This is a genomic window from Cupriavidus basilensis, from assembly GCF_000876015.1.
Taxonomy (GTDB): Bacteria; Pseudomonadota; Gammaproteobacteria; order Burkholderiales; family Burkholderiaceae; genus Cupriavidus; species Cupriavidus basilensis_B.
Genome location: NZ_BBQM01000001.1, coordinates 99,777 through 120,458 on the forward strand (window position 1 = coordinate 99,777; position 20,682 = coordinate 120,458).

At 68.5% G+C, this 20,682-nt stretch carries 22 protein-coding genes; 14 read left to right on the forward strand and 8 right to left on the reverse strand.

Annotated features, from left to right (window positions below; genetic code table 11):
* Positions 1-14 precede the first annotated feature (14 nt).
* The 5 genes from ctaD to KF708C_RS00470 all read left to right on the forward strand — a co-directional run bounded on the left by ctaD (position 15) and on the right by KF708C_RS00470 (position 3,757).
* The gene (gene ctaD, locus KF708C_RS00455) at positions 15-1,643 is read left to right on the forward strand and encodes a cytochrome c oxidase subunit I (RefSeq protein ID WP_020202630.1); all 1,629 of its coding nucleotides are present in this window, start codon (positions 15-17) and stop codon (positions 1,641-1,643) included.
* Positions 1,644-1,710: 67 nt separating this feature from the next.
* Positions 1,711-1,842, forward strand: coding sequence for a cytochrome oxidase small assembly protein (locus KF708C_RS36595; RefSeq protein ID WP_020202631.1), 132 nt, complete (start codon positions 1,711-1,713; stop codon positions 1,840-1,842).
* Between the two features lie 18 nt (positions 1,843-1,860).
* A complete protein-coding gene (locus KF708C_RS00460; protein WP_059410394.1) occupies positions 1,861-2,472 on the forward strand; it encodes a cytochrome c oxidase assembly protein in 612 nt (203 codons plus the stop codon).
* 100 nt (positions 2,473-2,572) lie between these two features.
* Positions 2,573-2,788, forward strand: coding sequence for a DUF2970 domain-containing protein (locus tag KF708C_RS00465; protein ID WP_020202633.1), 216 nt, complete (start codon positions 2,573-2,575; stop codon positions 2,786-2,788).
* Positions 2,789-2,896: 108 nt separating this feature from the next.
* Positions 2,897-3,757, forward strand: coding sequence for a cytochrome c oxidase subunit 3 (locus KF708C_RS00470; protein WP_059410395.1), 861 nt, complete (start codon positions 2,897-2,899; stop codon positions 3,755-3,757).
* Positions 3,758-3,926: 169 nt separating this feature from the next.
* Here the strand turns inward: KF708C_RS00470 and KF708C_RS00475 are convergent, their stop codons facing one another.
* Complete coding sequence (locus KF708C_RS00475; RefSeq protein WP_020202635.1) at positions 3,927-4,136, reverse strand: twin transmembrane helix small protein; 210 nt, start codon at positions 4,134-4,136, stop codon at positions 3,927-3,929.
* An 84-nt stretch (positions 4,137-4,220) separates the two neighbouring features.
* Between KF708C_RS00475 and KF708C_RS00480 the strand changes: the two genes are divergently transcribed.
* The 5 genes from KF708C_RS00480 (at position 4,221) to KF708C_RS00500 (ending at position 8,605) form a co-directional block, all read left to right on the forward strand.
* On the forward strand, positions 4,221-5,024 hold the full coding sequence (locus KF708C_RS00480) for an SURF1 family protein (protein ID WP_059410396.1): 804 nt from the start codon (positions 4,221-4,223) through the stop codon (positions 5,022-5,024).
* Between the two features lie 61 nt (positions 5,025-5,085).
* The gene (locus KF708C_RS00485; RefSeq protein WP_020202637.1) at positions 5,086-5,742 is read left to right on the forward strand and encodes an SCO family protein; all 657 of its coding nucleotides are present in this window, start codon (positions 5,086-5,088) and stop codon (positions 5,740-5,742) included.
* 51 nt (positions 5,743-5,793) lie between these two features.
* Positions 5,794-6,897, forward strand: a complete 1,104-nt coding sequence (locus KF708C_RS00490) for a COX15/CtaA family protein (protein ID WP_059410397.1) — start codon at positions 5,794-5,796, stop codon at positions 6,895-6,897.
* Positions 6,894-7,829 (forward strand): heme o synthase, encoded by a 936-nt coding sequence (locus KF708C_RS00495; RefSeq protein WP_059410398.1) that lies wholly within the window; start codon positions 6,894-6,896, stop codon positions 7,827-7,829. The genes KF708C_RS00490 and KF708C_RS00495 overlap by 4 nt, the downstream gene beginning before the upstream one ends.
* Positions 7,830-7,975: 146 nt before the next feature.
* On the forward strand, positions 7,976-8,605 hold the full coding sequence (locus tag KF708C_RS00500) for an SCO family protein (protein ID WP_020202640.1): 630 nt from the start codon (positions 7,976-7,978) through the stop codon (positions 8,603-8,605).
* A gap of 112 nt (positions 8,606-8,717) precedes the next feature.
* Here the strand turns inward: KF708C_RS00500 and rpoH are convergent, their stop codons facing one another.
* Entirely contained in the window at positions 8,718-9,647 is a 930-nt protein-coding gene (gene rpoH, locus KF708C_RS00505; protein WP_029043524.1) for an RNA polymerase sigma factor RpoH, read from the reverse strand.
* Positions 9,648-10,000: 353 nt separating this feature from the next.
* Between rpoH and KF708C_RS00510 the strand changes: the two genes are divergently transcribed.
* On the forward strand, positions 10,001-10,879 hold the full coding sequence (locus tag KF708C_RS00510; RefSeq protein WP_029043525.1) for a pirin family protein: 879 nt from the start codon (positions 10,001-10,003) through the stop codon (positions 10,877-10,879).
* Here KF708C_RS00510 and ybiB read toward each other — a convergent pair.
* The 5 genes from ybiB to KF708C_RS00535 form a co-directional block, all read right to left on the reverse strand.
* Positions 10,876-11,886, reverse strand: a complete 1,011-nt coding sequence (gene ybiB, locus KF708C_RS00515; protein WP_020202643.1) for a DNA-binding protein YbiB — start codon at positions 11,884-11,886, stop codon at positions 10,876-10,878. The two genes, KF708C_RS00510 and ybiB, sit on opposite strands and share 4 nt — an antisense overlap.
* Positions 11,887-12,004: 118 nt before the next feature.
* Positions 12,005-12,808: an ABC transporter ATP-binding protein gene (locus tag KF708C_RS00520; protein ID WP_059410399.1), complete on the reverse strand. Its 804-nt coding sequence runs from the start codon at positions 12,806-12,808 to the stop codon at positions 12,005-12,007.
* Positions 12,809-12,826: 18 nt separating this feature from the next.
* A complete protein-coding gene (gene ntrB / locus KF708C_RS00525) occupies positions 12,827-13,639 on the reverse strand; it encodes a nitrate ABC transporter permease (protein WP_043366369.1) in 813 nt (270 codons plus the stop codon).
* Between the two features lie 196 nt (positions 13,640-13,835).
* A complete protein-coding gene (locus KF708C_RS00530; RefSeq protein ID WP_059410400.1) occupies positions 13,836-15,152 on the reverse strand; it encodes a CmpA/NrtA family ABC transporter substrate-binding protein in 1,317 nt (438 codons plus the stop codon).
* Between the two features lie 332 nt (positions 15,153-15,484).
* Positions 15,485-16,129 (reverse strand): ANTAR domain-containing response regulator, encoded by a 645-nt coding sequence (locus tag KF708C_RS00535; protein ID WP_029043526.1) that lies wholly within the window; start codon positions 16,127-16,129, stop codon positions 15,485-15,487.
* A 235-nt stretch (positions 16,130-16,364) separates the two neighbouring features.
* On the opposite strand from KF708C_RS00535, the gene KF708C_RS00540 reads away from it, so the two are divergent.
* Both KF708C_RS00540 and maiA read left to right on the forward strand, forming a co-directional pair.
* Entirely contained in the window at positions 16,365-17,066 is a 702-nt protein-coding gene (locus KF708C_RS00540; protein ID WP_020202648.1) for a fumarylacetoacetate hydrolase family protein, read from the forward strand.
* 7 nt (positions 17,067-17,073) lie between these two features.
* Positions 17,074-17,718, forward strand: coding sequence for a maleylacetoacetate isomerase (gene maiA, locus KF708C_RS00545; RefSeq protein ID WP_059410444.1), 645 nt, complete (start codon positions 17,074-17,076; stop codon positions 17,716-17,718).
* A gap of 181 nt (positions 17,719-17,899) precedes the next feature.
* On the opposite strand, the gene ftsY is transcribed toward maiA, so the two are convergent.
* Positions 17,900-19,075: a signal recognition particle-docking protein FtsY gene (ftsY, locus tag KF708C_RS00550; RefSeq protein ID WP_059410401.1), complete on the reverse strand. Its 1,176-nt coding sequence runs from the start codon at positions 19,073-19,075 to the stop codon at positions 17,900-17,902.
* Between the two features lie 60 nt (positions 19,076-19,135).
* Here ftsY and KF708C_RS00555 point away from each other — a divergent pair, with 60 nt between their 5' ends.
* Positions 19,136-20,671, forward strand: coding sequence for a M16 family metallopeptidase (locus tag KF708C_RS00555; protein WP_059410402.1), 1,536 nt, complete (start codon positions 19,136-19,138; stop codon positions 20,669-20,671).
* Positions 20,672-20,682 lie beyond the last annotated feature (11 nt).

The following is a 20,682-nucleotide window of genomic DNA, read 5'->3' on the forward strand; positions in this document are numbered from 1 at the left end:
GAGGAGTTTTCGCGATGAGTACTGCTACCCCGGACGCGCTCGGCCATCCGCACGACCACGCGCACGATCATGCGCATGACCACGCGCACGATGAGCATCACGATCACCCGCATGGCTGGCGCCGCTGGCTGTTCGCCACCAACCACAAGGACATCGGCACGCTGTACCTGCTGTTCTCGTTCACCATGCTGCTGTCGGGCGGCATGCTGGCGCTGCTGATCCGCCTGGAACTGTTCGAGCCGGGCCTGCAGTTCTTCCGCCCCGAGCTGTTCAACCAGTTCACCACCATGCACGGCCTGATCATGGTGTTCGGCGCGATCATGCCGGCCTTCGTGGGCTTCGCCAACTGGATGATCCCGCTGCAGATCGGCGCCTCCGACATGGCGTTCGCGCGCATGAACAACTTCAGCTTCTGGCTGATGCCGCCGGCCGCGCTGCTGCTGGTGCTGTCGTTCTTCGCGCCGGGCGGCGCCACCGCCGCCGGCTGGACGCTGTACGCGCCGCTGTCGGTGCAGATGGGCCCGGGCATGGACATGGCCATCTTCGCCATGCACATCATGGGCGCGTCGTCGATCATGGGCTCGATCAACATCATCGTCACCGTGCTCAACATGCGCGCGCCCGGCATGACGCTGATGAAGATGCCGATGTTCTGCTGGACCTGGCTCATCACCGCCTACCTGCTGATCGCCGTGATGCCCGTGCTGGCCGGCGCCATCACGATGGTGCTGACCGACCGCCACTTCGGCACGAGCTTCTTCTCGGCCGCCGGCGGCGGCGACCCGGTGATGTACCAGCACATCTTCTGGTTCTTCGGCCACCCCGAGGTGTACATCATGATCCTGCCCGCGTTCGGGATCATCTCGCACGTGGTGCCGACCTTCGCGCGCAAGCGCCTGTTCGGCTACAGCTCGATGGTGTACGCCACCGCCTCGATCGCCATCCTGTCGTTCATCGTGTGGGCGCACCACATGTTCACGACCGGCATGCCGGTGACGGGCCAGCTGTTCTTCATGTACGCGACCATGCTGATCGCGGTGCCGACCGCCGTGAAGATCTTCAACTGGATCGCCACCATGTGGCGCGGCTCGATGACGTTCGAGACGCCGATGCTGTTCGCCATCGGCTTCATCTTCGTGTTCACCATCGGCGGCTTCACCGGCCTGATGCCGGCGGTCGCGCCGATCGACATCCAGCTGCAGGACACCTACTTCATCGTGGCCCACTTCCACTACGTGCTGGTGGCCGGCTCGCTGTTCGCGATGTTCTCGGGCTTCTACTACTGGGGCCCGAAGTGGAGCGGCTTCATGTACAACGAGACCCGCGGCCAGATCCACTTCTGGGGCTCGATGATCTTCTTCAACATCACGTTCTTCCCGATGCACTTCCTCGGCCTGGCCGGCATGCCGCGCCGCTATGCCGACTACCCGACGCAGTTCGCCGACTTCAACGCGATCGCCTCGATCGGCGCGCTGGGCTTCGGGCTGATGCAGGTGTATTTCTTCTTCTTCGTGGTGCTGCCGTCGTACCGTGGCGGCCAGAAGGCCGGAGACAAGCCCTGGGACGGCGCCGAAGGCCTGGAATGGACCGTGCCGTCGCCGGCCCCGTTCCACACCTTCGAGGTGCCGCCGCAAGTCAAGTAAGCCGTAACCAGGCGCGGCAGGGACGGGCGCGACGCCTGTCCCCGCCGCGCCACGCAGACAGGGTGCCATGCAGGGTCCAGACAACAATCCATCGCAGCCTGACCGCAAGGCCGCCAACCGCCGCCTCGGTCTGATCCTCTTCTCGATCGTGGTGGTTTTCTTTCTGGGTTTCTTCGCCAAGATGATTCTTCTGGGCTGAAGCCGCGGGGGTATTGGAATGAGCACGAACCAGCCGTCACAGGACGCCGCCGACAGGCGCTTCAACCGCAGCATGATGCTGCGGCTGCTGGTGGTGGTGGCGCTGATGTTCTCGTTCGGCTACGCGCTGGTGCCGCTGTACAAGAAGATCTGCGAGATCACCGGCCTCAACGTCGTGACCACGCGCGACCTGTACGGCGGGCAGGTCAGGAACACGCAGGTGGACAAGAGCCGCACCATCACGGTCGAGTTCGATTCCAACGCGCGCGGGCCGTTCGCGTTCCGGCCGGTGAAGAGCAGCATGGAAGTGCATCCGGGCGAGATGGCGACGATCGTCTACGAGGTGGCCAACGGCCAGCCGCGCGACATCTCGGCGCAGGCGATCCCGAGCTACCTGCCCAAGCTGGCCACGCAGTATTTCAAGAAGATCGAGTGCTTCTGCTTCAAGCAGCAGACGCTCAAGGCAAAGGAAGCGCGCGAGATGCCGGTGGTGTTCGTGATCGATCCGGACCTGCCGAAGGACGTGAGGAACATTACGCTGTCCTATACCTTCTTCGAGATCGGCGCGCCGGTGGCGCAGGTGCCGCAGGGCGGCGCCGACACGCCGGCCGGAGCGGGCCGGGGCATTTGAGATTCCGGGATTCGCGCCGTGGCCGGCGATGCCGGTCCGGGCAGTTCGAAGCGACACGACGCAACACGAAGCGACACGAAGCCACAAGCAGGAGCAAGCCGTGGAAGAGATGAAGGACGCGGTCAAGCGCAAGATGTCTTTCGCGCAGACGCTGCGCGCGGTGTTCTGGTCGTTCATCGGCCTGCGCAAGGGCAGCGAGCACGAGCGCGACATGGCGCAGCTCAACCCGGTCCACGTGATCATCGCCGGGCTGATCGGGGTGGCCATCCTGATCGCGGTGCTGATCACCGTGGTGCGCGTGGTGGTGGCAGGGTAAGGGTACAAGTAGGGTACAAGCAGGCAAAAGCATGCCGCCGGCCGGCCGTCGGGGCCGGATGCGCGGATAACGATGACTGAATCAAGACTCTGAGCTGGAGAAAAAAGAATGAGTGCGAATCGCGCCAACGCTCCGTACTACTTCGTACCGGGCCCCTCGCGCCATCCGATCACGGCGGCCTTCGGCCTGCTGCTGACGGCCGGCGGGGCCGCGGGCTGGGTGAACGGGCAACCGTGGGGGCCGTATGTCTGCGGCCTCGGCTTGCTGTGGTTCCTGTTCGTGCTCAAGAGCTGGTTCGGCGACGCCATCAGCGAATCGGAGACCGGCAAGTACGGCAAGAACATCGACCTGTCCTTCCGCTGGTCGATGGGCTGGTTCATCTTCTCCGAGGTGATGTTCTTCGCGGCCTTCTTCGGCGCGCTGTTCTACGCCCGCAACATCGCCATGCCGTGGCTGGGCGACCTGAACAACAAGATCCTGTGGCCCGACTTCGCCGCGGTGTGGCCCAACGCCGGCCCGGCCGGCGTGGTCGAGAGCTTCCAGACGATGGGCCCGTGGCCGATCCCGACGATCAACACGGCCCTGCTGCTGACCTCCGGCGTGACGCTGACCTGGGCGCACCACGCGCTGCTGGCCAACAAGCGCAGCCAGCTGATCCAGGGCCTTGTGCTGACCATCCTGCTGGGCGCGCTGTTCATGTGCTTCCAGGTCTACGAGTACCATCACGCCTACACCGAGCTCAACCTCAAGCTGACCTCGGGCATCTACGGCTCCACCTTCTTCCTGCTGACCGGCTTCCACGGCTTCCACGTGACGATGGGCGCGATCATGCTGACGGTGGTGCTGGTGCGCGTGCTGAAGGGGCATTTCACGCCCGACCACCACTTCGCCTTCGAAGGCGCGGCCTGGTACTGGCACTTCGTGGACGTGGTGTGGCTGTTCCTCTACGTCGTGGTGTACTGGCTGTAACACACCCGGGGCGCGGTGGCCGCCGGCCACCGCCGGGGAGGGCAGCCTCCCACGGAGCACGAAAAACAAGCGCCGCAGGGGCCTGGCCAGCCTGCGGCGCTTGTTTTTTGCGATCCCGCCGCCGTGGCGCGAGCCGCCGGCGGCCATCCGCGAGCCCGGCGCGCGCGCCTCACGGCCCCATGCGGATGCCGGTGCTCTGTATCCAGCCCATCCAGTGCGAGAACAGGATGAACAGGAACAGCGCCACGGAGAAGCCGACCCGGAACATCAGCGAGCGCATCATGTTCGGCGTCCTGCCGCGGTCGCGCATCATGAAGAACAGGGCGGAGGCCAGGCTGCCGACGATGAGGACGAACGCGATGAGGATGACGATGCGCATGGAGGGTTCGCCCGGGCGGGATCGGCTGGAGGTGAAGTACCATTATCGCACCGGCGCGCCGTTGCCGGCACTCGGGGGCCGCCCGTGAAACCGTGGCGCGCGCTGAGCCCGGTGCCTGCCATCGCCGCGCTGGCGGTGATCGCCGCGACCTGCGCGCTGGGCAACTGGCAGCTTGGCCGCGCCCACGAGAAGATCGCGCGGGCGCAGCGCCTGCAGGCGCTGGCCGCGCAGCCGCCGCTGGAAGTCGGGCGGACGCTGGTGTCGGGCCCGGTGGCCGAGCGGCGCGTGCATGCGCGCGGCCGTTTCGACGCGGACCATACCGTGCTGCTGGACAACCGGCCGCATGGCAACGGCAGCGACAGCCGCGCCGGCTTCATGGTGCTGACGCCGCTGCGCGTGTCGGATGACCGCGCCGCGCCGGCGGTGCTGGTGCTGCGCGGCTGGCTGCCGCGCGACGCGCAGGACCGCACCCGCATCGCGCCGTTCGCCACGCCCGCGGGCGAGGTGGACGTGGAAGGCACGGCGCTGGCAACGGTGCCCCGGGTCTTCGGCCTCGGCCGCGGCGCGGATGCCGAAGCCGGCCAGAAGATCCGCCAGAACGTGGACATCGCCGCCTTTGCCAGGGAGCTGGGCATGCCCTTGCAGCCGTTCGTGCTGGAGCAGCGCAGCGACAATGGCGACGGGCTGGCGCGCGACTGGGCGCCGGCCGACATCGGCGCCGACCGCCATTACGGTTATGCCTTCCAGTGGTTCGGGATGGCCGCGCTGACGCTGGTGCTGCTGGTGGCGCTGAGCTGGCGGCGCGCGCGGCGCATGGCGGCCGAGGCGCGGGCGGAGATGCCGCCGGAGATGCGGCCCGAACCACCGCGGGGCCGCGCGGTCAGATGAGCGCGGCACCCGCGACCGGACACCCGAGAGACAGAAGAGACAGAAGAGACGAACGAACGTGATGCCACAACGAGACCCAGCGCCGGCCCAGGCCGCGCGCGCCGCACCGCAGGACCCGCGCATCGATGCCCGCACCCGGCGCGGCCGCATCCAGATGCTGCTGCTGCTGCTGGTGTGCGCTTCGCCGGTGATTGCCTCCTACCTGACCTACTACGTGTTCAGGCCGGCCGGCGGCACCACCAACTATGGCGCGCTGATCGAGCCGCAGCGCCCGATGCCGGCCGTGCAGGTCGCCAACGAGCGCGCCGAGCCGGTGCCGCTGGACAGCTTCAAGGGCAAGTGGCTGCTGATCAGCGCCGACGGCGCCGCCTGCGGCGAAGCCTGCGCCAGGAAGCTGTTCACCATCCGCCAGCTGCGCGCCGGCCAGGGCCAGGACCGCGAGCGCATCGTGCCGGTATGGCTGGTCAGCGACGACGGCCCCATCGACGCGCGCCTGTCCGCCGCCTACAACGAGCCCTACGCCGGCGTGCGCTTCCTGCGCGCGCCGCGCGACGCGCTGCAGAAGTGGCTGCCGCCCGACGCGGGCGCGCGCATCGAGGACACGCTCTACCTGGTCGACCCGCTCGGCAACCTGATGATGCGCTTCCCGAAGGACCCGGACCCCCAGAAGATGAGCTCCGACCTCAAGAAGCTGCTCAAGTATTCCCACATCGGCTGAACCCACATCGGCTGAAGCCCGGGCTTACGGCCAGACTCAACCACTACGCGCATGCTGCTCCAACTCGCCGTCATCGGCGTCCTGATCGCGCTGTTTCCCCTGAGCTACGTGCTGGTCAGGGGCGACCGCAACAAGTACCGCAAACTGGTGTGGATCACCGCCTTCCTGACGCTGGACCTGATCATGTTCGGCAGCTTCACGCGGCTGACCGATTCCGGCCTGGGCTGCCCGGACTGGCCGGGCTGCTACGGCCACTCCAACCCGCACGCGGCCAGCGAGCCGATCCGCGCGGCCGAGACCGCGTTGCCCAGCGGCCCGGTTTCCGCCACCAAGGCCTGGATCGAGATGATCCACCGCTATTTCGCGATGGCGGTGGGCGTGCTGATCATCACGCTGATGGTGCTGGCCTGGGTCAGGCGGCGCGAGCTGCGGCAGTCGCCGTGGTTCGCCACCGGCGTGCTGCTGCTGGTGTGCGTGCAGGGCGCGTTCGGCGCGTTCACGGTCACGCTCAAGCTGCAGCCCGTCATCGTGGTCACGCACCTGATGCTGGGCATGGCCCTGCTGGCGTCGCTGATCTGGCTGGGCTCGCGCAACGACCCGCCGCTGGGCGTGGCGCCGGCCGCCGGCGCGCTGCGCTGGCCGGCGCGGCTGGGGCTGGCGCTGCTGGTGCTGCAGATCTTCCTGGGCGGCTGGGTGAGCACCAACTACGCGGTGCTGGCCTGCACCGACTTCCCGCTGTGCAACGGCCAGCTGGTGCCGGAGATGGACTTCCGCCACGGCTTCACGCTGTGGCGCCAGCTCGGCATGACCGCCGACGGCGACTATATCCCGCACTCGGCGCTGGTGGCGATCCACTGGGTGCACCGCGGCTTCGCCTTCGTGGTGCTGGGCTACCTGGCGTGGTTCGGGCTGCGCGCGCGCCACCTCGGCGGGCTGGCGCGCCACGCGGGCTGGCTGCTGGGCGTGCTCGCGCTGCAACTGGCCACCGGCTTGTCCAACATCGTGTTCGACTGGCCGCTGGTGGCCGCGGTGGCCCACAACGGCGGCGCGGCGGTGCTTCTGATGCTGTTGGTCCGCCTCAACTACAATATAGGGCTCGCGGCCCGCGCCGCTGACCTCGCTACTGACGTGCCGGCCGCCGTGCGCGCCACATGAAAGAGAAGATTCCCCCCGTGGTTACTGCTACCCACCCTCATCCTGCCGGACGGGTCCGTCACCTGGTCCGCCAGTACGCCGCCCTCACCAAGCCCCGCGTCACGCAACTGGCCGTCTTCTGCGCCATCATCGGCATGTTCCTGGCCGCGCCGGGCATGGTGCCGTGGCCGGTGCTGATCGGCGGCGCGGCGGGCATCTGGCTGCTGGCGGGCGCGGCGTTCGCCATCAACTGCCTGGTGGAGCAGAAGATCGACGCGCTGATGCGCCGCACCGCGTGGCGCCCCTCGGCCACCGGCGAGATCACCACCGCGCAGACGCTGGTGTTCTCCGCGGTGCTGGGCGGAGCGGGGATGTGGCTGCTGCACGTGTTCGCCAACGACCTGACCATGTGGCTGACGGTGGCGACCTTCGTCGGCTACGCGGTGGTGTACACCATCCTGCTCAAGCCGGCCACGCCGCAGAACATCGTGATCGGCGGCCTGTCCGGCGCCATGCCGCCGGCGCTGGGCTGGGCGGCGGTGTCGGGCACCGTGCCGGCCGAAGCGTGGTTCCTGGTGCTCATCATCTTCACCTGGACCCCGCCGCATTTCTGGGCGCTGGCGCTGTACCGCCGCGCCGACTACGCCAAGTCGGGCCTGCCGATGCTGCCGATTACCCACGGCGAGCGCTTCACCCTGCTGCACATCCTGCTGTACACGCTGATCATGATCGCGGCCACGCTGCTGCCGTTCGTGTACGGCATGTGCGGTTATATCTACCTGGCGTCCGCGCTGGTGCTCGGCGGCGGTTTCCTGGCCTATGCCTGGAAGCTGTACCGCAACTACTCGGATGCGCTGGCGCAGCGCATGTTCCGCTTCTCGATCCTGTACCTGTCGCTGCTGTTCGCGGCGCTGCTGATCGACCACTATTTCAAGTTCCTGCCGCAGTCCTGAACGGCGCGCCGGCGCCGGTCTTGCGGCATCTTGTCGCGGACCGGGCGCAGCGGCGGCGCGATCGGCGATACTGCGCCCATATGCCAATGCGAGGCGGCCAATGTGAAGCGGCCGCCCTGCGCCGCCCCATCCATCACGCGACCCGAATGCCTACCCGCCCCTTCCCCGGTTCTTCCTCCAGCTTCGCGCTGCTGCTTCGTCGTTTCTGCCTGCTGGCGCTGTGTTCGCTGCTGCTCGCCGCGTGTGGCCAGCAGCGCGCGTCCTTCAAGAACGTCGACATCACCGGCGGCAGCGAATTCGGCAAGGACTTCAGCCTCACCGACCACACCGGCAAGGTCCGCACGCTGGCCGACTTCAAGGGCAAGGCGGTGGTGATGTTCTTCGGCTACACGCATTGCCCGGACGTCTGCCCGACCACGATGGCCGAGCTCAAGGCGGTCATGGAGCAGCTCGGTCCCGATGCCGACAAGGTGCAGGTGCTGTTCGTCACGGTCGACCCCGAGCGCGACACGCAGGAGCTGCTGGCGCAATACGTGCCGGCCTTCGACCCGCGCTTCCTGGGCATGCGCGCGGCCGACGACGCCGCGCTGCAGAAGGTGGCCAAGGACTTCAAGGTGTATTACGCCAAGGTGCCCGGCACCTCGCCGAACAACTACACGATGGACCACTCGGCCGGCAGCTACGTGTTCGACCCGAGCGGCAAGCTGCGCCTGTTCATCCGCCACGGCCAGGGGCCGGAGCCGATCGTGCACGATCTCAAGCAGCTGCTGTCCTGATCCGCGTGCCGCCGCCGGCGGCGCGCGGACGAAAAAAGGGCCGGTCGCGAGGACCGGCCCTTTTTCGTTGCGCGGCGCGGCTTTCGCCGCCGCGCGCAGTCAGGCAAACGCTTCAGGCAAACGCTTGCAGCGCGCCCTTCATCTTCTTCATCGCCGCCGTTTCGATCTGGCGGATGCGCTCGGCCGACACGCCGAACTCGTCAGCCAGCTCGTGCAGCGTCGAGCCGCCCGAGCCGTCGTCGTTGACGTGCAGCCAGCGCGCCTCGATGATGCGGCGGCTGCGCTCGTCGAGCTTGCCCAGCGCTTCTTCCAGGCCCTGCACCTGCAGGCGGTCGTGGCGCTGGGCCTCGATCACGCGGGTCGGCTCGTTGTGGTTGTCGGCCAGGTAGGCGATGGGGGCGAATTCCTCCTCGCCGTCGTCGATCTGGCCTTCCAGCGCCAGGTCGCCGCCCGACAGGCGGGTCTCCATCTCCATCACTTCTTCCGGCTTGACGTTCAGCTCGCGCGCCACCGCGTCGATCTGTTCCGGCGTGAAGGTGTGGGCGCCCTGCTTGTGGCTGCGCAGGTTGAAGAACAGCTTGCGCTGGGCCTTGGTGGTGGCCACCTTGACCATGCGCCAGTTCTTCAGCACGTACTCGTGGATCTCGGCCTTGATCCAGTGCATGGCATACGACACCAGGCGCACGCCCTGGTCCGGGTCGAAGCGCTTCACTGCCTTCATCAGGCCGATGTTGCCTTCCTGGATCAGGTCGGCGTGGGGCAGGCCGTAGCCAAGGTACTGGCGGGCGATGGACACCACCAGGCGCAGGTGCGACAGCACCAGGCGGCGCGCCGCGTCGACGGAGTCGTGCTCGCGCAGGTCGCGCGCAAGCCGCTGCTCCTCCTCGGGCGTCAGCATGGGGATACGATGGACAGCCTGGATATAGCTGTCCAGGTTTCCCAGATTACCGGGAAACGTCAGCGCGAACGCCCCGGCGCCCTGAGGCGCCGTAGGCAGGCGGCTGCTGGTTTGGGTCTGGTCGGCAGATAGGACCGCGTTCACTCGATTGCTCCTTTCGCATCCGGCGGGTGGGTTGCCCGCGGCGCTCGCCACAAGGGTCCGCGCACTGCATTGCAACACATATTAGCACTCAAGCCGGGGGACTGCTAAGTTGGAGTCCCCGTGGGGTTGATAGTTCCAGCTAATTGATGTCGTGAATCACATAGTCTTTTATCGGGACCGGCTTCCGTCATGTGGCGTAATCACTATCAGACAGCGTTCGCTGCCTTATCGGACAAAGATTAGAGGGGGCGCGCCCCGTCTGGTTCTGTCGCCGGATGAGATGCTGTGTTCCGCCAGCAGCTACACTCCTCTCATTTGGCCGGCCTTCGGCTTCGGCCCAACCGGGGAGATCCATGTCTGTCATCGAACACTTGCTCAAGCCGCACACACGCGACCTCGGCGACGGTTTCACCGTCAGCCGCGTGCTGCCCGCCGCCGCGGCCCAGACGGTGGGCCCGTTCATCTTCTTCGACCACATGGGGCCCACGGCCCTGCCGCGCGGCCAGGGGCTGGATGTGCGCCCGCATCCGCATATCGGCCTGGCCACCGTGACCTACCTGTTCGACGGCGAGATCCTCCACCACGACAGCCTGGGCAGCAAGCAGGTGATCCGGCCCGGCGACGTCAACTGGATGACCGCCGGCAGCGGCATCGCGCACTCGGAGCGCTCGCCCGCGGCGGCCCGCGAGGCCGGGCCGAGCCTGCACGGCATCCAGACCTGGGTGGCGCTGCCGCTGGAGCACGAGACCACCGCGCCGTCGTTCTTCCACCATCCGGCCGCGACGCTGCCCAAGCTCGAGCGCCCGGGCGTGCGCATGACCGTGATCGCGGGCGATGCGTTCGGCGCCGAGGCGCCGGTGAAGGTCTTCAGCCGCACGCTATACGTGGCGATCGAGCTGGAGGCGGGCGCCAGCCTGGAGATCCCGCCCGAGCATGCCGAGCGCGGCGTCTATCCGGTCGACGGCGTGGTCGCGCTCGACGGCGAGGTGCTGCCGGAGCGTCACATGGCGGTGCTGGTGCCCGGCCAGACCGTCACGCTGAACGCCGAGGCGCCTTCGCGCGTGATGCTGCTCGGCGGCGATCCGACCGACGGGCACCGCTTCATCTTCTGGAATTTCGTCGCCAGCAGCAAGGAGGCCATCGAAGCCGCGTCGCAGCGCTGGGAGAACGACCAGTTCCCGCGCGTGCCGGGCGAGGACGACCGCATCCCGCTGCCGCCGCGCAAGCGCTAGACCGGGCTGGTCCAGGCCACGCGCGTGCCCTGCTGCACGCAGCCGCGGATGGCCTCGACCTGGGTGGCGATCGGTGCCGGCACCGGCACCTTGCCGTCCAGCACGGCGCGGATCCAGGCCGCGGTCTGCGCGGCGTCGTTGCCGGGCGGGAGTTCCGGCACCTCGCCAATCGAGCCCGCGGTGGGGTCGACCAGCGTGCGCTGGTGGCCGTCGTGCAGCCAGTCGATGCGGCCGGCGCGGCGCGCGTCGGCCACCACCTCGCCCTCGGTGCCGCGCGCCAGCAGCACGTTGGCCGGCTCGTGCGAGAAGTAGTCGGTCAGGGTCTCGCGGTATTCCGGATGGGTGTAGCTGTACAGGCGCAGCGCCTCGGCCGGCGTATGCGCGCCGACGGGCTGCAGCATCTTCGCCACCGTGTGCGAGGAATTGCGCAGGCCGATCTGCATGCGCCGGTCGAGCAGCCGTGACAGCGCCGGCGACAGCACGTCGACCGGCAGCACCGCCAGCGGGTTGTCCTTCTCGCGCAGGCGGGACTCGGCTTCGGCCACCGTCGCGCACGGCGCGATGCCGAGCGCCCCGAACAGCGCGATGCTGGTCACGCGCCCGCTGAATTCGCGGCTGCCGTGCACCAGCACCGGCACGCCTTCGCGCGCCAGCAGCAGCGCCAGCAGCGGCACCAGGTTGGGCTGCTTGCGCGCGCCGTTGTAGCTGGGGATGGAGACCACCACGCGGTCGGGCGGCGCGGCCAGCGGCAGGCAGTGCGCGTGCGCGGCCTCCAGCATGCCGGCCAGCTCGTGCGGCGCCTCGCCCTTGATGCGGTAGGCCATCAGCACGGCGCCCAGCTCGATGTCGGCCACGCGGCCGGCCAGCATGGCGTCGAACAGCGTCTGCGCGTCCTCGCGCGGCAGCGCGCGGGCGCCGTTGACGCCGCGGCCGATTTCCTTGATGTACCTGGCTGCGGCGAAAGGGGCAGCGGCGGGGGTGGCAGCGGGCGTGGCGGTGTCGGTCATGGCGGGCTGGGACGGTGTTGTTTGTGGTTCATGATAGCGGAGCGGGCCGGCGCTGCCCATCGCAGCCGCCGGCCCGCGCCGTGGAATCCGCGCCATGAACCCGCGGCCCGGCCCGCGCTCAGGCCGCTTCCTTGAGCGCCGGATTGCGCTGCTTGCGGTACAGGAAGTCCAGCACCGCGGTGCGGCAGGCGTGGTAGGCCTTGTCGTCGGCCAGCGCCATGCGCTCGCGCGGGCGCGGCAGGTCCACCGGCAGCACCTCGCCGATGGTCGCCGCGGGACCGTTGGTCATCATGACGATGCGGTCGGCCAGCAGCACGGCCTCGTCCACGTCGTGCGTCACCATCACCACCGTGCTGCGGGTCTTGGCGACGATCTTGATGAGCTCGTCCTGCAGGTGGGCGCGCGTGAGCGCATCGAGCGCGCCGAACGGCTCGTCCATCAGCAGCACCTTGGGCTCCATCGCCAGCGCCCGCGCGATGCCCACGCGCTGCTTCATGCCGCCGGAGATCTCCTGCGGGTACTTGCCCTCGGCATGGGTCAGGCCCACCATCGCCAGCGTGTCGTGCGTGCGGGCCTTGAGCTGCGCGCGGTTTTCGCTGCCGCCGAACACGCGCTCCACGCCGAGGTAGACGTTCTCGAAGCAGGTCAGCCACGGCAGCAGCGAGTGGTTCTGGAACACCACCGCGCGGTCCGGCCCCGGGCCGGAGATCTCGCGCTCGGCGCAGATCAGCGCGCCGCCGCTGGGGCGGTCGAGCCCGGCCAGCAGGTTCAGCAGCGTCGATTTGCCGCAGCCCGAATGGCCGATCAGCGTGATGAACTCGCCGCGGGCGATGGTCAGGTTGACGTCGCGCAGCGCGACGAACGGTCCCTTCTTGGTCTTGAAGGTCTGGCCCACGTTTTCGATGCGGACGAACTTTTCCATGTCGTTCTCCCTGGCGCGCTAGTTGCCGTAGCTGAAGCGTTTGGCGAGGCTCAGCAGCGCGTATTCGAGCAGCAGGCCCACCACGCCGATGATGAAGATGGCGATCACGATGTGCTCCACCTTCAGGTTGTTCCACTCGTCCCACAGCCAGAAGCCGATGCCGGTGCCGCCGGTCAGCATCTCCGCGGCCACGATCACCAGCCACGCGGTGCCGATCGACAGCCGCACGCCGGTCAGCATGTAGGGCAGCACCGCCGGCAGCAGCACGCGCGTAAACACCTTCCACTCGGACAAGTCGAGCACGCGCGCCACGTTCAGGTAGTCCTGCGGCACGCGCGTGACGCCCACCGCGGTGTTGATGACCATCGGCCAGATCGAGCAGATGAAGATGGCCCAGATCGCGGCCGGGTTGGCGGACTTGAACAGCAGCAGCCCGATCGGCAGCCACGCCAGCGGCGAGACCGGCCGCAGCAGGCTGATGATGGGCGCCATCATGGCGTTGAGGAAGGCGAAGCGGCCCAGCGCGAAGCCGGCCGGGATGCCGATCAGCGCGGCCAGCCCGAAGCCCGCCGCCACGCGCGCCAGCGACGCCAGCACGTTCCAGCCGATGCCCTGGTCGTTGGGCCCGTTGCGGTAGAACGGGTCGGAGAACAGCGGCACGGCCGCGTGCCAGGTGGCGGCCGGCGTCGGGATGGCCGGGATCAGCGTGGCCACGCCGTGCCAGAACAGCAGGAACAGCGCGAAGCCGGCCACCGGCGGCATCGCCTTGAGCACCACCGCCGCGACGGCCTCGCGCCGCGCCGCGCGGCGCGCCTCGGCCTGGGCCTCCAGCGCGCGGCGCTCGGCGCGCTCGCGCGCCTGCGGGTCGCCGAGCGAGGCGAGTCCGCCGAGACTGGCGGCGCTGGCATCGGCGGGAGAAGCTGGGTTGCCGGCATGGTCGGCCGGCCGAGCTAGTGCATTCACGTCAGGCTCCTTGGAGGCGCCGGCGCGCAGGCGGCGCCGGCATTCATGCGGCAATCGGACCGGCTCAGGCCTTGATCTTGAAACCGTCGGCGTAGGCCTTCGGGTCCTTGGCGGCGTCCCACGTCACGCCGTCCATCAGGCGCGCGGTGCGGAAATCGCTCTTGGGCAGCGGCACCTGCGCGGCGGCGGCGCCCTGCTTGTAGACGTCGATGCGGTTGACCTTCTTGGCCACCGCCAGGTAGTCGGGATGCTCCTTGAGCAGGCCCCAGCGCTTGTGCTGCGTGAGGAACCACATGCCGTCGGAGAGGAACGGGTAGTTGGCGACGCCGTCCTGGTAGAACTTCATCGAGTCGGGGTCGTCCCAGGTCTTGCCCAGGCCGTTGCTGTAGCGGCCCAGCATGCGGTCCAGGATGATGTCCATGTCGGTGTTGACGTAGGACTTGGCGGCGATGGTCTCGGCGGTCTTGCGGCGGTTGGAGGCCGAGGCGTCGATGAACCGGGACGCCTCCAGCACCGCGGCCACCATCGCGCGCGCGGTGTTCGGGTACTTCTGCACGAACTCGGCGGTGGTGCCGAGCACCTTCTCGGGATGGTCCTTCCAGATCGCCTGCGTGGTTTCCGCGGTGAAGCCGATCTTGTCGGCGATGGCGCGCGCGCCCCAGGGCTCGCCCACGCAGTAGCCGTCCATGTTGCCCACGCGCATGTTGGCCACCATCTGCGGCGGCGGCACCGTGATGACCTTGGCGTCCTGCATCGGGTTGATGCCGTTGGCGGCCAGCCAGTAGTACAGCCACATCGCGTGGGTGCCGGTGGGGAAGGTCTGGGCGAAGGTGTAGTCGCGCTTTTCCTTCGTCATCAGCGCCTTCAGGCTGGCGCCGTCCTTGACGCCCTTCTCGGCCAGCTTGGACGACAGCGTGATGGCCTGGCCGTTGTGGTTCAGGCTCATCAGCACGGCCATGTCCTTCTTGGGGCCGCCGATGCCGAGCTGCACGCCGTAGACCAGGCCGTAGAGCACGTGCGCCGCGTCCAGCTCGCCGTTGACCAGCTTGTCGCGCACGCCGGCCCAGGAGGCTTCCTTGGTGGGCGTGATCTTGATGCCGTATTTCTTGTCGAGGCCGAGCGTGCTGGCCATCACCACCGAGGCGCAGTCGGTCAGCGGAATGAAGCCGATCCTCACCTCCGGCTTTTCCGGCGCGTCGGAGCCGGCCGCCCACGCGCCCGCGCGCACCAGCGGATCGACCAGCGTGACCACGCTGGCGCCGGCGATGGTCGCCAGCGCGCGGCGGCGTCCGCTGCTGGCGGGCACCGCGTCGGCGGCGGCGCCGGCATCGTTGGCGACCGCGGCATGCAGCGGCTTGGCAATCTTCAGGCGAGAGGGCATTCCACGGCTCCAAAAGAAAAGCGTCCTGAACCGCGCCGCGTTCGCCAGAATGCGGGGCGGTCCAGGACGCCGTTGTCCTGTGATGCGGCGCGGCCTTCGTTGGCGGCGCCGATCGGGTTTGTGAGCGGCCTTCGTTGGCCGGCATGGCAACTACGCAAGCGGTGTGCCAGGCGCCGAAACGGGGAATCCGGGAAACGCGGGCGAAAGACGGGCCGCACGGCGCACGGGAACCGTGAACGGGGTGGCCGGCACGCGCGTTCCGGCGCGGGCGCGGTGCGCGCGGGGTTGCCGCGCGGCGCCATGTTTGTGCAATGCACCAGCGCCGTGCGCGCTCAGCTCATCACATCGATCACGCGGCGGGCGGCCTCGACCAGCTTGATGCCGCGCTCCATCGCCATGCTGCGCAGGCGCTTGTAGGCCTCGTCCTCGGTCATGCCGCGCTCCTTCATCAGCAGGCCCTTGGCGCGTTCCACTTCCTTGCGCTCGGCCAGCTGCAGGCGCGTGGCGTCGAGTTCGGCGCGCAGTTCCTGGTCGAGCTGGAAGCGCGCGTAGGCCACGTCGAGCACGGTCTTGACGCGCTCGGCGCGCAGGCCGTCGACGATGTAGGCGGTGATGCCCGCGGTGAGCGCGGCCTTGATGCGCTGGGCGTCGTCGTTGTCGGTAAACAGCACGATCGGCCGCGGCGCGTGCTGGGTCGAGACGCACACATGCTCCACCGTGTCGCGCGCGGCGGACTCGGAGGCGATGATGATGAGGTCGGGCTGGCGCGCGGCGATGGCGTCGGGCAGGCGCAGGTCCGCATCCACCGTGTCGATGTCGGTGAAGCCCGCCGAGACCAGCCCGGCCTGGATGGTCTCGACATTGAGCGGGTCGGCGTCGTGCGGGTCCCTGACCAGCAGGATGCGCAGGCTGCGCGATGCCGTGGGCGGCGTCGCGGGGCTCGGCGGGCTGGGAGGGGCGGGGGAGCGTCGGGTCATGGCGTCAGGGGCATTGTCGGCAGTCATGCAAGAACCGCGCCGGATGGTTCCTGCCATGTATTGCGGGGATACCCGCATGCGCGGCCCGCGGGAGTACACGGCGCGGAGGCGCGGTGTATGCTATCGCCCTGCTGCGCGGCAGGGCGTGCGCCGGCAACGCCGCGGCGCCGGTGCGCCGGCGCGCGGCCCAAAAAACACAGTACACACACAGTACAAGCAAAGTCTGGAGAGTTGGATGACCGAATTCGTATTCGCCCCGCCCGCGCCCACCGGCGTGCCCGTGCGCGGGGGCCATGCCCAGTTCCCGGTGCGCCGGGTCTACTGCGTGGGCCGCAATTATGCCGCCCATGCCCGCGAGATGGGTTCGGACCCCGACCGCGAGCCGCCGTTCTTCTTCTGCAAGCCCGCCGACGCGGTGAGCTACGTGGCCGACGGCACCGAAGGCCACTTCCCGTATCCGCAGGGCACCAGCAACTGCCACTACGAGGTGGAGCTGGTGGTGGCCATCGGCAAGGGCGGCAAGGACATCGCCGAGGCCGACGCCGCCAGCCACGTGTTCGGCTACGCCATCGGCCTGGACATGACGCGCCGCGACCTGCAGAACGAATCGAAGAAGACCGGGCGCCCCTGGGAGACCGGCAAGGCCTTCGACAAGTCCGCGCCGATCGGCCCGATCGTGCCGGTGTCCGCCATCGGCCATCCCGACAAGGGCGCGGTCACGCTGGCCGTGAACGGCGCCGAGAAGCAGCGCGGCGACCTCTCCGACCTGATCTGGTCGGTGCCCGAAATGGTGTCCTACCTGTCGCGCCTGTTCGAGCTGCAGCCGGGCGACCTGATCTACAGCGGCACGCCCGAAGGCGTGGGCCCGGTGGTCAAGGGCGACGTCATGCAATGCAAGATCGAAGGCGTGGGCGAGCTCACCGTCAAGGTGGTGTGAGCCGATGCTGAAGCTCTACAGCTACTTCCGTAGCTCGGCTTCGTACCGGGTGCGCATCGCGCTGAACCTCAAGGGCCTGCCCTACGACTACGCGCCGGTGCACCTGCTGCGCGACGGCGGCCAGCAACTGCTGCCGGCCTACCGCGCGCTCAATCCGGACGCGCTGGTGCCGACCCTGGTCGACGACGATCACGTCCTGATGCAATCGGTCGCGATGGTGGAGTACCTCGACGAGACGCATCCCGAGCCGCCGCTGCTGCCCGGCAGCGCGCTCGACCGCGCCTACATCCGCGCGGTCGCGCTCGAGGTCGCGTGCGAGATCCATCCGCTCAACAACCTGCGCGTGCTGAAGTACCTCAAGCACACGCTGGGCGTGACCGAGGAAGCCAAGGACGCGTGGTACCGCCACTGGGTCGAGCTGGGCTTCGAGGCGGTCAACACCAACCTCGCGCGCTCGGGCAAGGCCGGCCGTTTCTGTTTCGGCGACACGCCGACGCTGGCCGACATCTGCCTGGTGCCGCAGGTGTTCAACGCGCAGCGCTTCAACATCGACGTGAGCCGCTATGCGGCGATCGCGAAGGTGTTCGAAGCGTGCATGGCGCTGCCGGCTTTCCAGCAGGCCGAGCCGAAGGCGCAGCCGGACGCGGAGTAGGGCGGCGGGCTGCCGGTGATGAAGACCCCGCGGTGGTTTGCGGGGTTCAGGTTGCTGACGAACTCTCCATTGCCGAATGGTTTGCTCCCCTCTCCCGCACGCGGGAGAGGGGAGACCACAAGCGGCAAGCCGGCCTTGCCGGCAATCCAGGCCCCGCAGCTATTGCGGGGCTTTTTTCCGTTCAGCCCAGCAAAGCCTCGGCGAACTCGTCGGCCCGGAACGGCTGCAGGTCTTCCACTTTCTCGCCCACGCCGATGAAATAGACCGGCACCGGGCGCTGGCGCGCGATCGCGGCGAGGATGCCGCCCTTGGCGGTGCCGTCGAGCTTGGTCACGATCAGCCCGGTCAGCCCGAGCGCGTCGTCGAAGGCCTTGACCTGGGCCAGCGCGTTCTGGCCGGTGTTGGCGTCGATCACCAGCAGCGCTTCGTGGGGCGCGCTCGGCATGGCCTTGGCGATGACGCGCTTGACCTTCTTGAGCTCTTCCATCAGGTGCAGCTGCGTCGGCAGGCGCCCGGCGGTGTCGGCCATCACGATGTCGATGCGGCGCGCGCGCGCGGCGTTGACCGCGTCGAAGATCACCGCGGCCGGGTCGCCGCTTTCCTGCGACACCACGGTGACGTTGTTGCGCTCGCCCCAGATCGTCAGCTGCTCGCGCGCGGCGGCGCGGAAGGTGTCGCCGGCGGCCAGCAGCACGGACTGGCCGTAGCTCTGGAAATGCTTGCACAGCTTGCCGATGCTGGTGGTCTTGCCGGCGCCGTTGACGCCCGCGATCATCATCACCATCGGCTGCTCGCGGCCCAGCGCCATCGTCTTTTCGAGCGGGCGCAGCAGGTTGGTGAGCAGCTCGCGTAGCGCGGCCTTGACGCCCTCGGAGGTTTCGATGCGCTCGCTCTTGACCCGGCGGCGCAGCTCGCCGAGCAGGTATTCGGTGGCTTCCACGCCCGCGTCGGCCATCAGCAGCGCGGTTTCCAGCTCCTCGAACAGGGCTTCGTCGACCTTGACGCCGACGAACAGGGTGCCGAGGTTGCGGCTGGTCTTGGACAGGCCCGAGCGCAGGCGCTGCATCCAGCCGCGCCGCGCTTCCGGCGTGGCGGCCGGCGGCGGGGTCAGGACCATTTCCTCGGCGGCGGCCGGCTGGGGCACCGGCTGCTGCGCGACCGGCGCGGGAGCGGGAGCGGGAGTGGAAATGGGGACGGGCCGGGGAGCCGGAACCTGGGCGGGCCCGGCGGCGGGAAGCGCCGCTGGTGCGGCGGCCGGCGACGGAACGGGTGCAGGCGCGGCCGCGGGCGCCGGGGCCGGCACCTCGGGTGGCGCACTGGCCGGTTCGGCCTTGCGCTTCTTCCAGAAACTAAACATTGGGAAAGGGGTCAATACCCCGGTAGAATCAATCGCCAAAATTCTAGCAGACGGGGTTGCATGAACCATTGTGCTGTCAGGTCCAGGCCGGGCGCCGCCCGTGCCGCATCGCCGCTCGCCGGCGCCTTCCGGGCTTCACGCGCCGCCGCTCGTGCGCGGCGCCTTCTTCCCACCCTGCTGCTAGGCGTCCTGCCCTGGTTCGGCGCGGTTCACGCGCAGACCGGCGTGGTGGCGCCGCCCCTGCCCACCGGCCGGGCCACCGCCTCCTCGCAGAGCGCGGCTGCCGAGGCTACCACTACCGAGTTCACGCTGTCCAACGGTATGCGCGTGATCGTCAAGGAAGACCACCGCGCGCCCACCGTGGCCCACCAGATCTGGTACCGGGTCGGCGGCATGGACGAGGTCAGCGGCACCACCGGCGTGGCGCACATGCTCGAGCACATGATGTTCAAGGGCACGCCCAAGGTGGGCATCGGCGAGTTCTCCAGGCAGATCGCCGAGCTGGGCGGGCGCGAGAACGCCATGACCAACCGCGACTTCACGCTCTATTACCAGCAGATCGGCAAGCAGTATCTGCCGCGCATGATGGAGCTGGAGGCCGACCGCATGGCCAACCTCATCATCCGCAAGGACGAGTTCGAGCGCGAGATGAAGGTGGTGATGGAAGAGCGCCGCCTGCGCACCGACGACTCCGCGCGCGGCACGGTCTACGAGCAGTTGCTGGCCACGGTGTTTACCGCCGCGCCGTACCGCCACCCGGTGATCGGCTGGATGGACGACCTCGTCAACATGCGCGTGGAAGACGTGCAGGCGTGGTACCGCGAATGGTACGTGCCCAACAACGCGCTGCTGATCGTCACCGGCGACGTCACCGCCGCCGAGGTGAAGACCCTGGCCGAGCGCACCTACGGCAAGCTCAAGCCGCGCCCGCTGCCGCTGCGCAAGACCCAGCTCGAGGCCGAGCAGAAGGGCATCAAGCGGATCTGGGTCAAGGCGCCGGCCGAGAATCCCTACGTGGTGCTGGCCTACAAGGTGCCGCGCCTGCACGACGTCGACAAGGACGTCGACCCCTACGCGCTCGAGGTCCTGGCCGCGGTGCTCAACGGTTACGACAACGCGCGCCTGACGCGCGACCTGGTGCGCGAGCGGCGCCTGGCGGACGACGTCAACGTCGGCTACGACAGCATCAACCGCGCGGAATCGATCATGGTGCTCGACGGCACCCCGGCCGCCGGCCACACCGCCGAGGAGATCGAGCGCGCGCTGCGCGACGAGGTCGCCCGCATCGCGCGCGACGGCGTCTCGCCCGAGGAGCTCAAGCGCGTCAAGGCGCAGGTCGTGGCCTCGCAGATCTACAAGCGCGACTCCGTGTTCGGGCAAGGCATGGAGATCGGCGTGGCGGAGATGGCCGGCATTTCGTGGCGCAAGCTCGACCGCATGCTGGAGCGCATCAAGGACGTCACGCCGGCGCAGGTGCAGGCCGTGGCCGCCAGGTATTTCAGCGACGACAACCTCACTGTGGCGACGTTGCTGCCCCAGCCGATCGATCCCAACAAGAAGCAGCAGGCGCCGGTCGATCCCGGCTCGCTGCGCTGAGTCACCAAGAG

Excerpts from the sequence above, each read along its gene's own strand:
- ctaD (WP_020202630.1), top strand. The coding sequence starts at position 15 with ATGAGTACTGCTACCCCGGACGCGCTCGGCCATCCGCACGACCACGCG.
- KF708C_RS36595 (WP_020202631.1), top strand. The coding sequence starts at position 1,711 with ATGCAGGGTCCAGACAACAATCCATCGCAGCCTGACCGCAAGGCCGCC.
- KF708C_RS00460 (WP_059410394.1), top strand. The coding sequence starts at position 1,861 with ATGAGCACGAACCAGCCGTCACAGGACGCCGCCGACAGGCGCTTCAAC.
- KF708C_RS00470 (WP_059410395.1), top strand. The coding sequence starts at position 2,897 with ATGAGTGCGAATCGCGCCAACGCTCCGTACTACTTCGTACCGGGCCCC.
- KF708C_RS00475 (WP_020202635.1), bottom strand. The coding sequence starts at position 4,136 with ATGCGCATCGTCATCCTCATCGCGTTCGTCCTCATCGTCGGCAGCCTG.
- KF708C_RS00485 (WP_020202637.1), top strand. The coding sequence starts at position 5,086 with ATGCCACAACGAGACCCAGCGCCGGCCCAGGCCGCGCGCGCCGCACCG.
- KF708C_RS00490 (WP_059410397.1), top strand. The coding sequence starts at position 5,794 with ATGCTGCTCCAACTCGCCGTCATCGGCGTCCTGATCGCGCTGTTTCCC.
- KF708C_RS00495 (WP_059410398.1), top strand. The coding sequence starts at position 6,894 with ATGAAAGAGAAGATTCCCCCCGTGGTTACTGCTACCCACCCTCATCCT.
- KF708C_RS00500 (WP_020202640.1), top strand. The coding sequence starts at position 7,976 with ATGCCTACCCGCCCCTTCCCCGGTTCTTCCTCCAGCTTCGCGCTGCTG.
- KF708C_RS00510 (WP_029043525.1), top strand. The coding sequence starts at position 10,001 with ATGTCTGTCATCGAACACTTGCTCAAGCCGCACACACGCGACCTCGGC.
- ybiB (WP_020202643.1), bottom strand. The coding sequence starts at position 11,886 with ATGACCGACACCGCCACGCCCGCTGCCACCCCCGCCGCTGCCCCTTTC.
- KF708C_RS00520 (WP_059410399.1), bottom strand. The coding sequence starts at position 12,808 with ATGGAAAAGTTCGTCCGCATCGAAAACGTGGGCCAGACCTTCAAGACC.
- KF708C_RS00530 (WP_059410400.1), bottom strand. The coding sequence starts at position 15,152 with ATGCCCTCTCGCCTGAAGATTGCCAAGCCGCTGCATGCCGCGGTCGCC.
- KF708C_RS00535 (WP_029043526.1), bottom strand. The coding sequence starts at position 16,129 with ATGACCCGACGCTCCCCCGCCCCTCCCAGCCCGCCGAGCCCCGCGACG.
- KF708C_RS00540 (WP_020202648.1), top strand. The coding sequence starts at position 16,365 with ATGACCGAATTCGTATTCGCCCCGCCCGCGCCCACCGGCGTGCCCGTG.
- ftsY (WP_059410401.1), bottom strand. The coding sequence starts at position 19,075 with ATGTTTAGTTTCTGGAAGAAGCGCAAGGCCGAACCGGCCAGTGCGCCA.
- KF708C_RS00555 (WP_059410402.1), top strand. The coding sequence starts at position 19,136 with ATGAACCATTGTGCTGTCAGGTCCAGGCCGGGCGCCGCCCGTGCCGCA.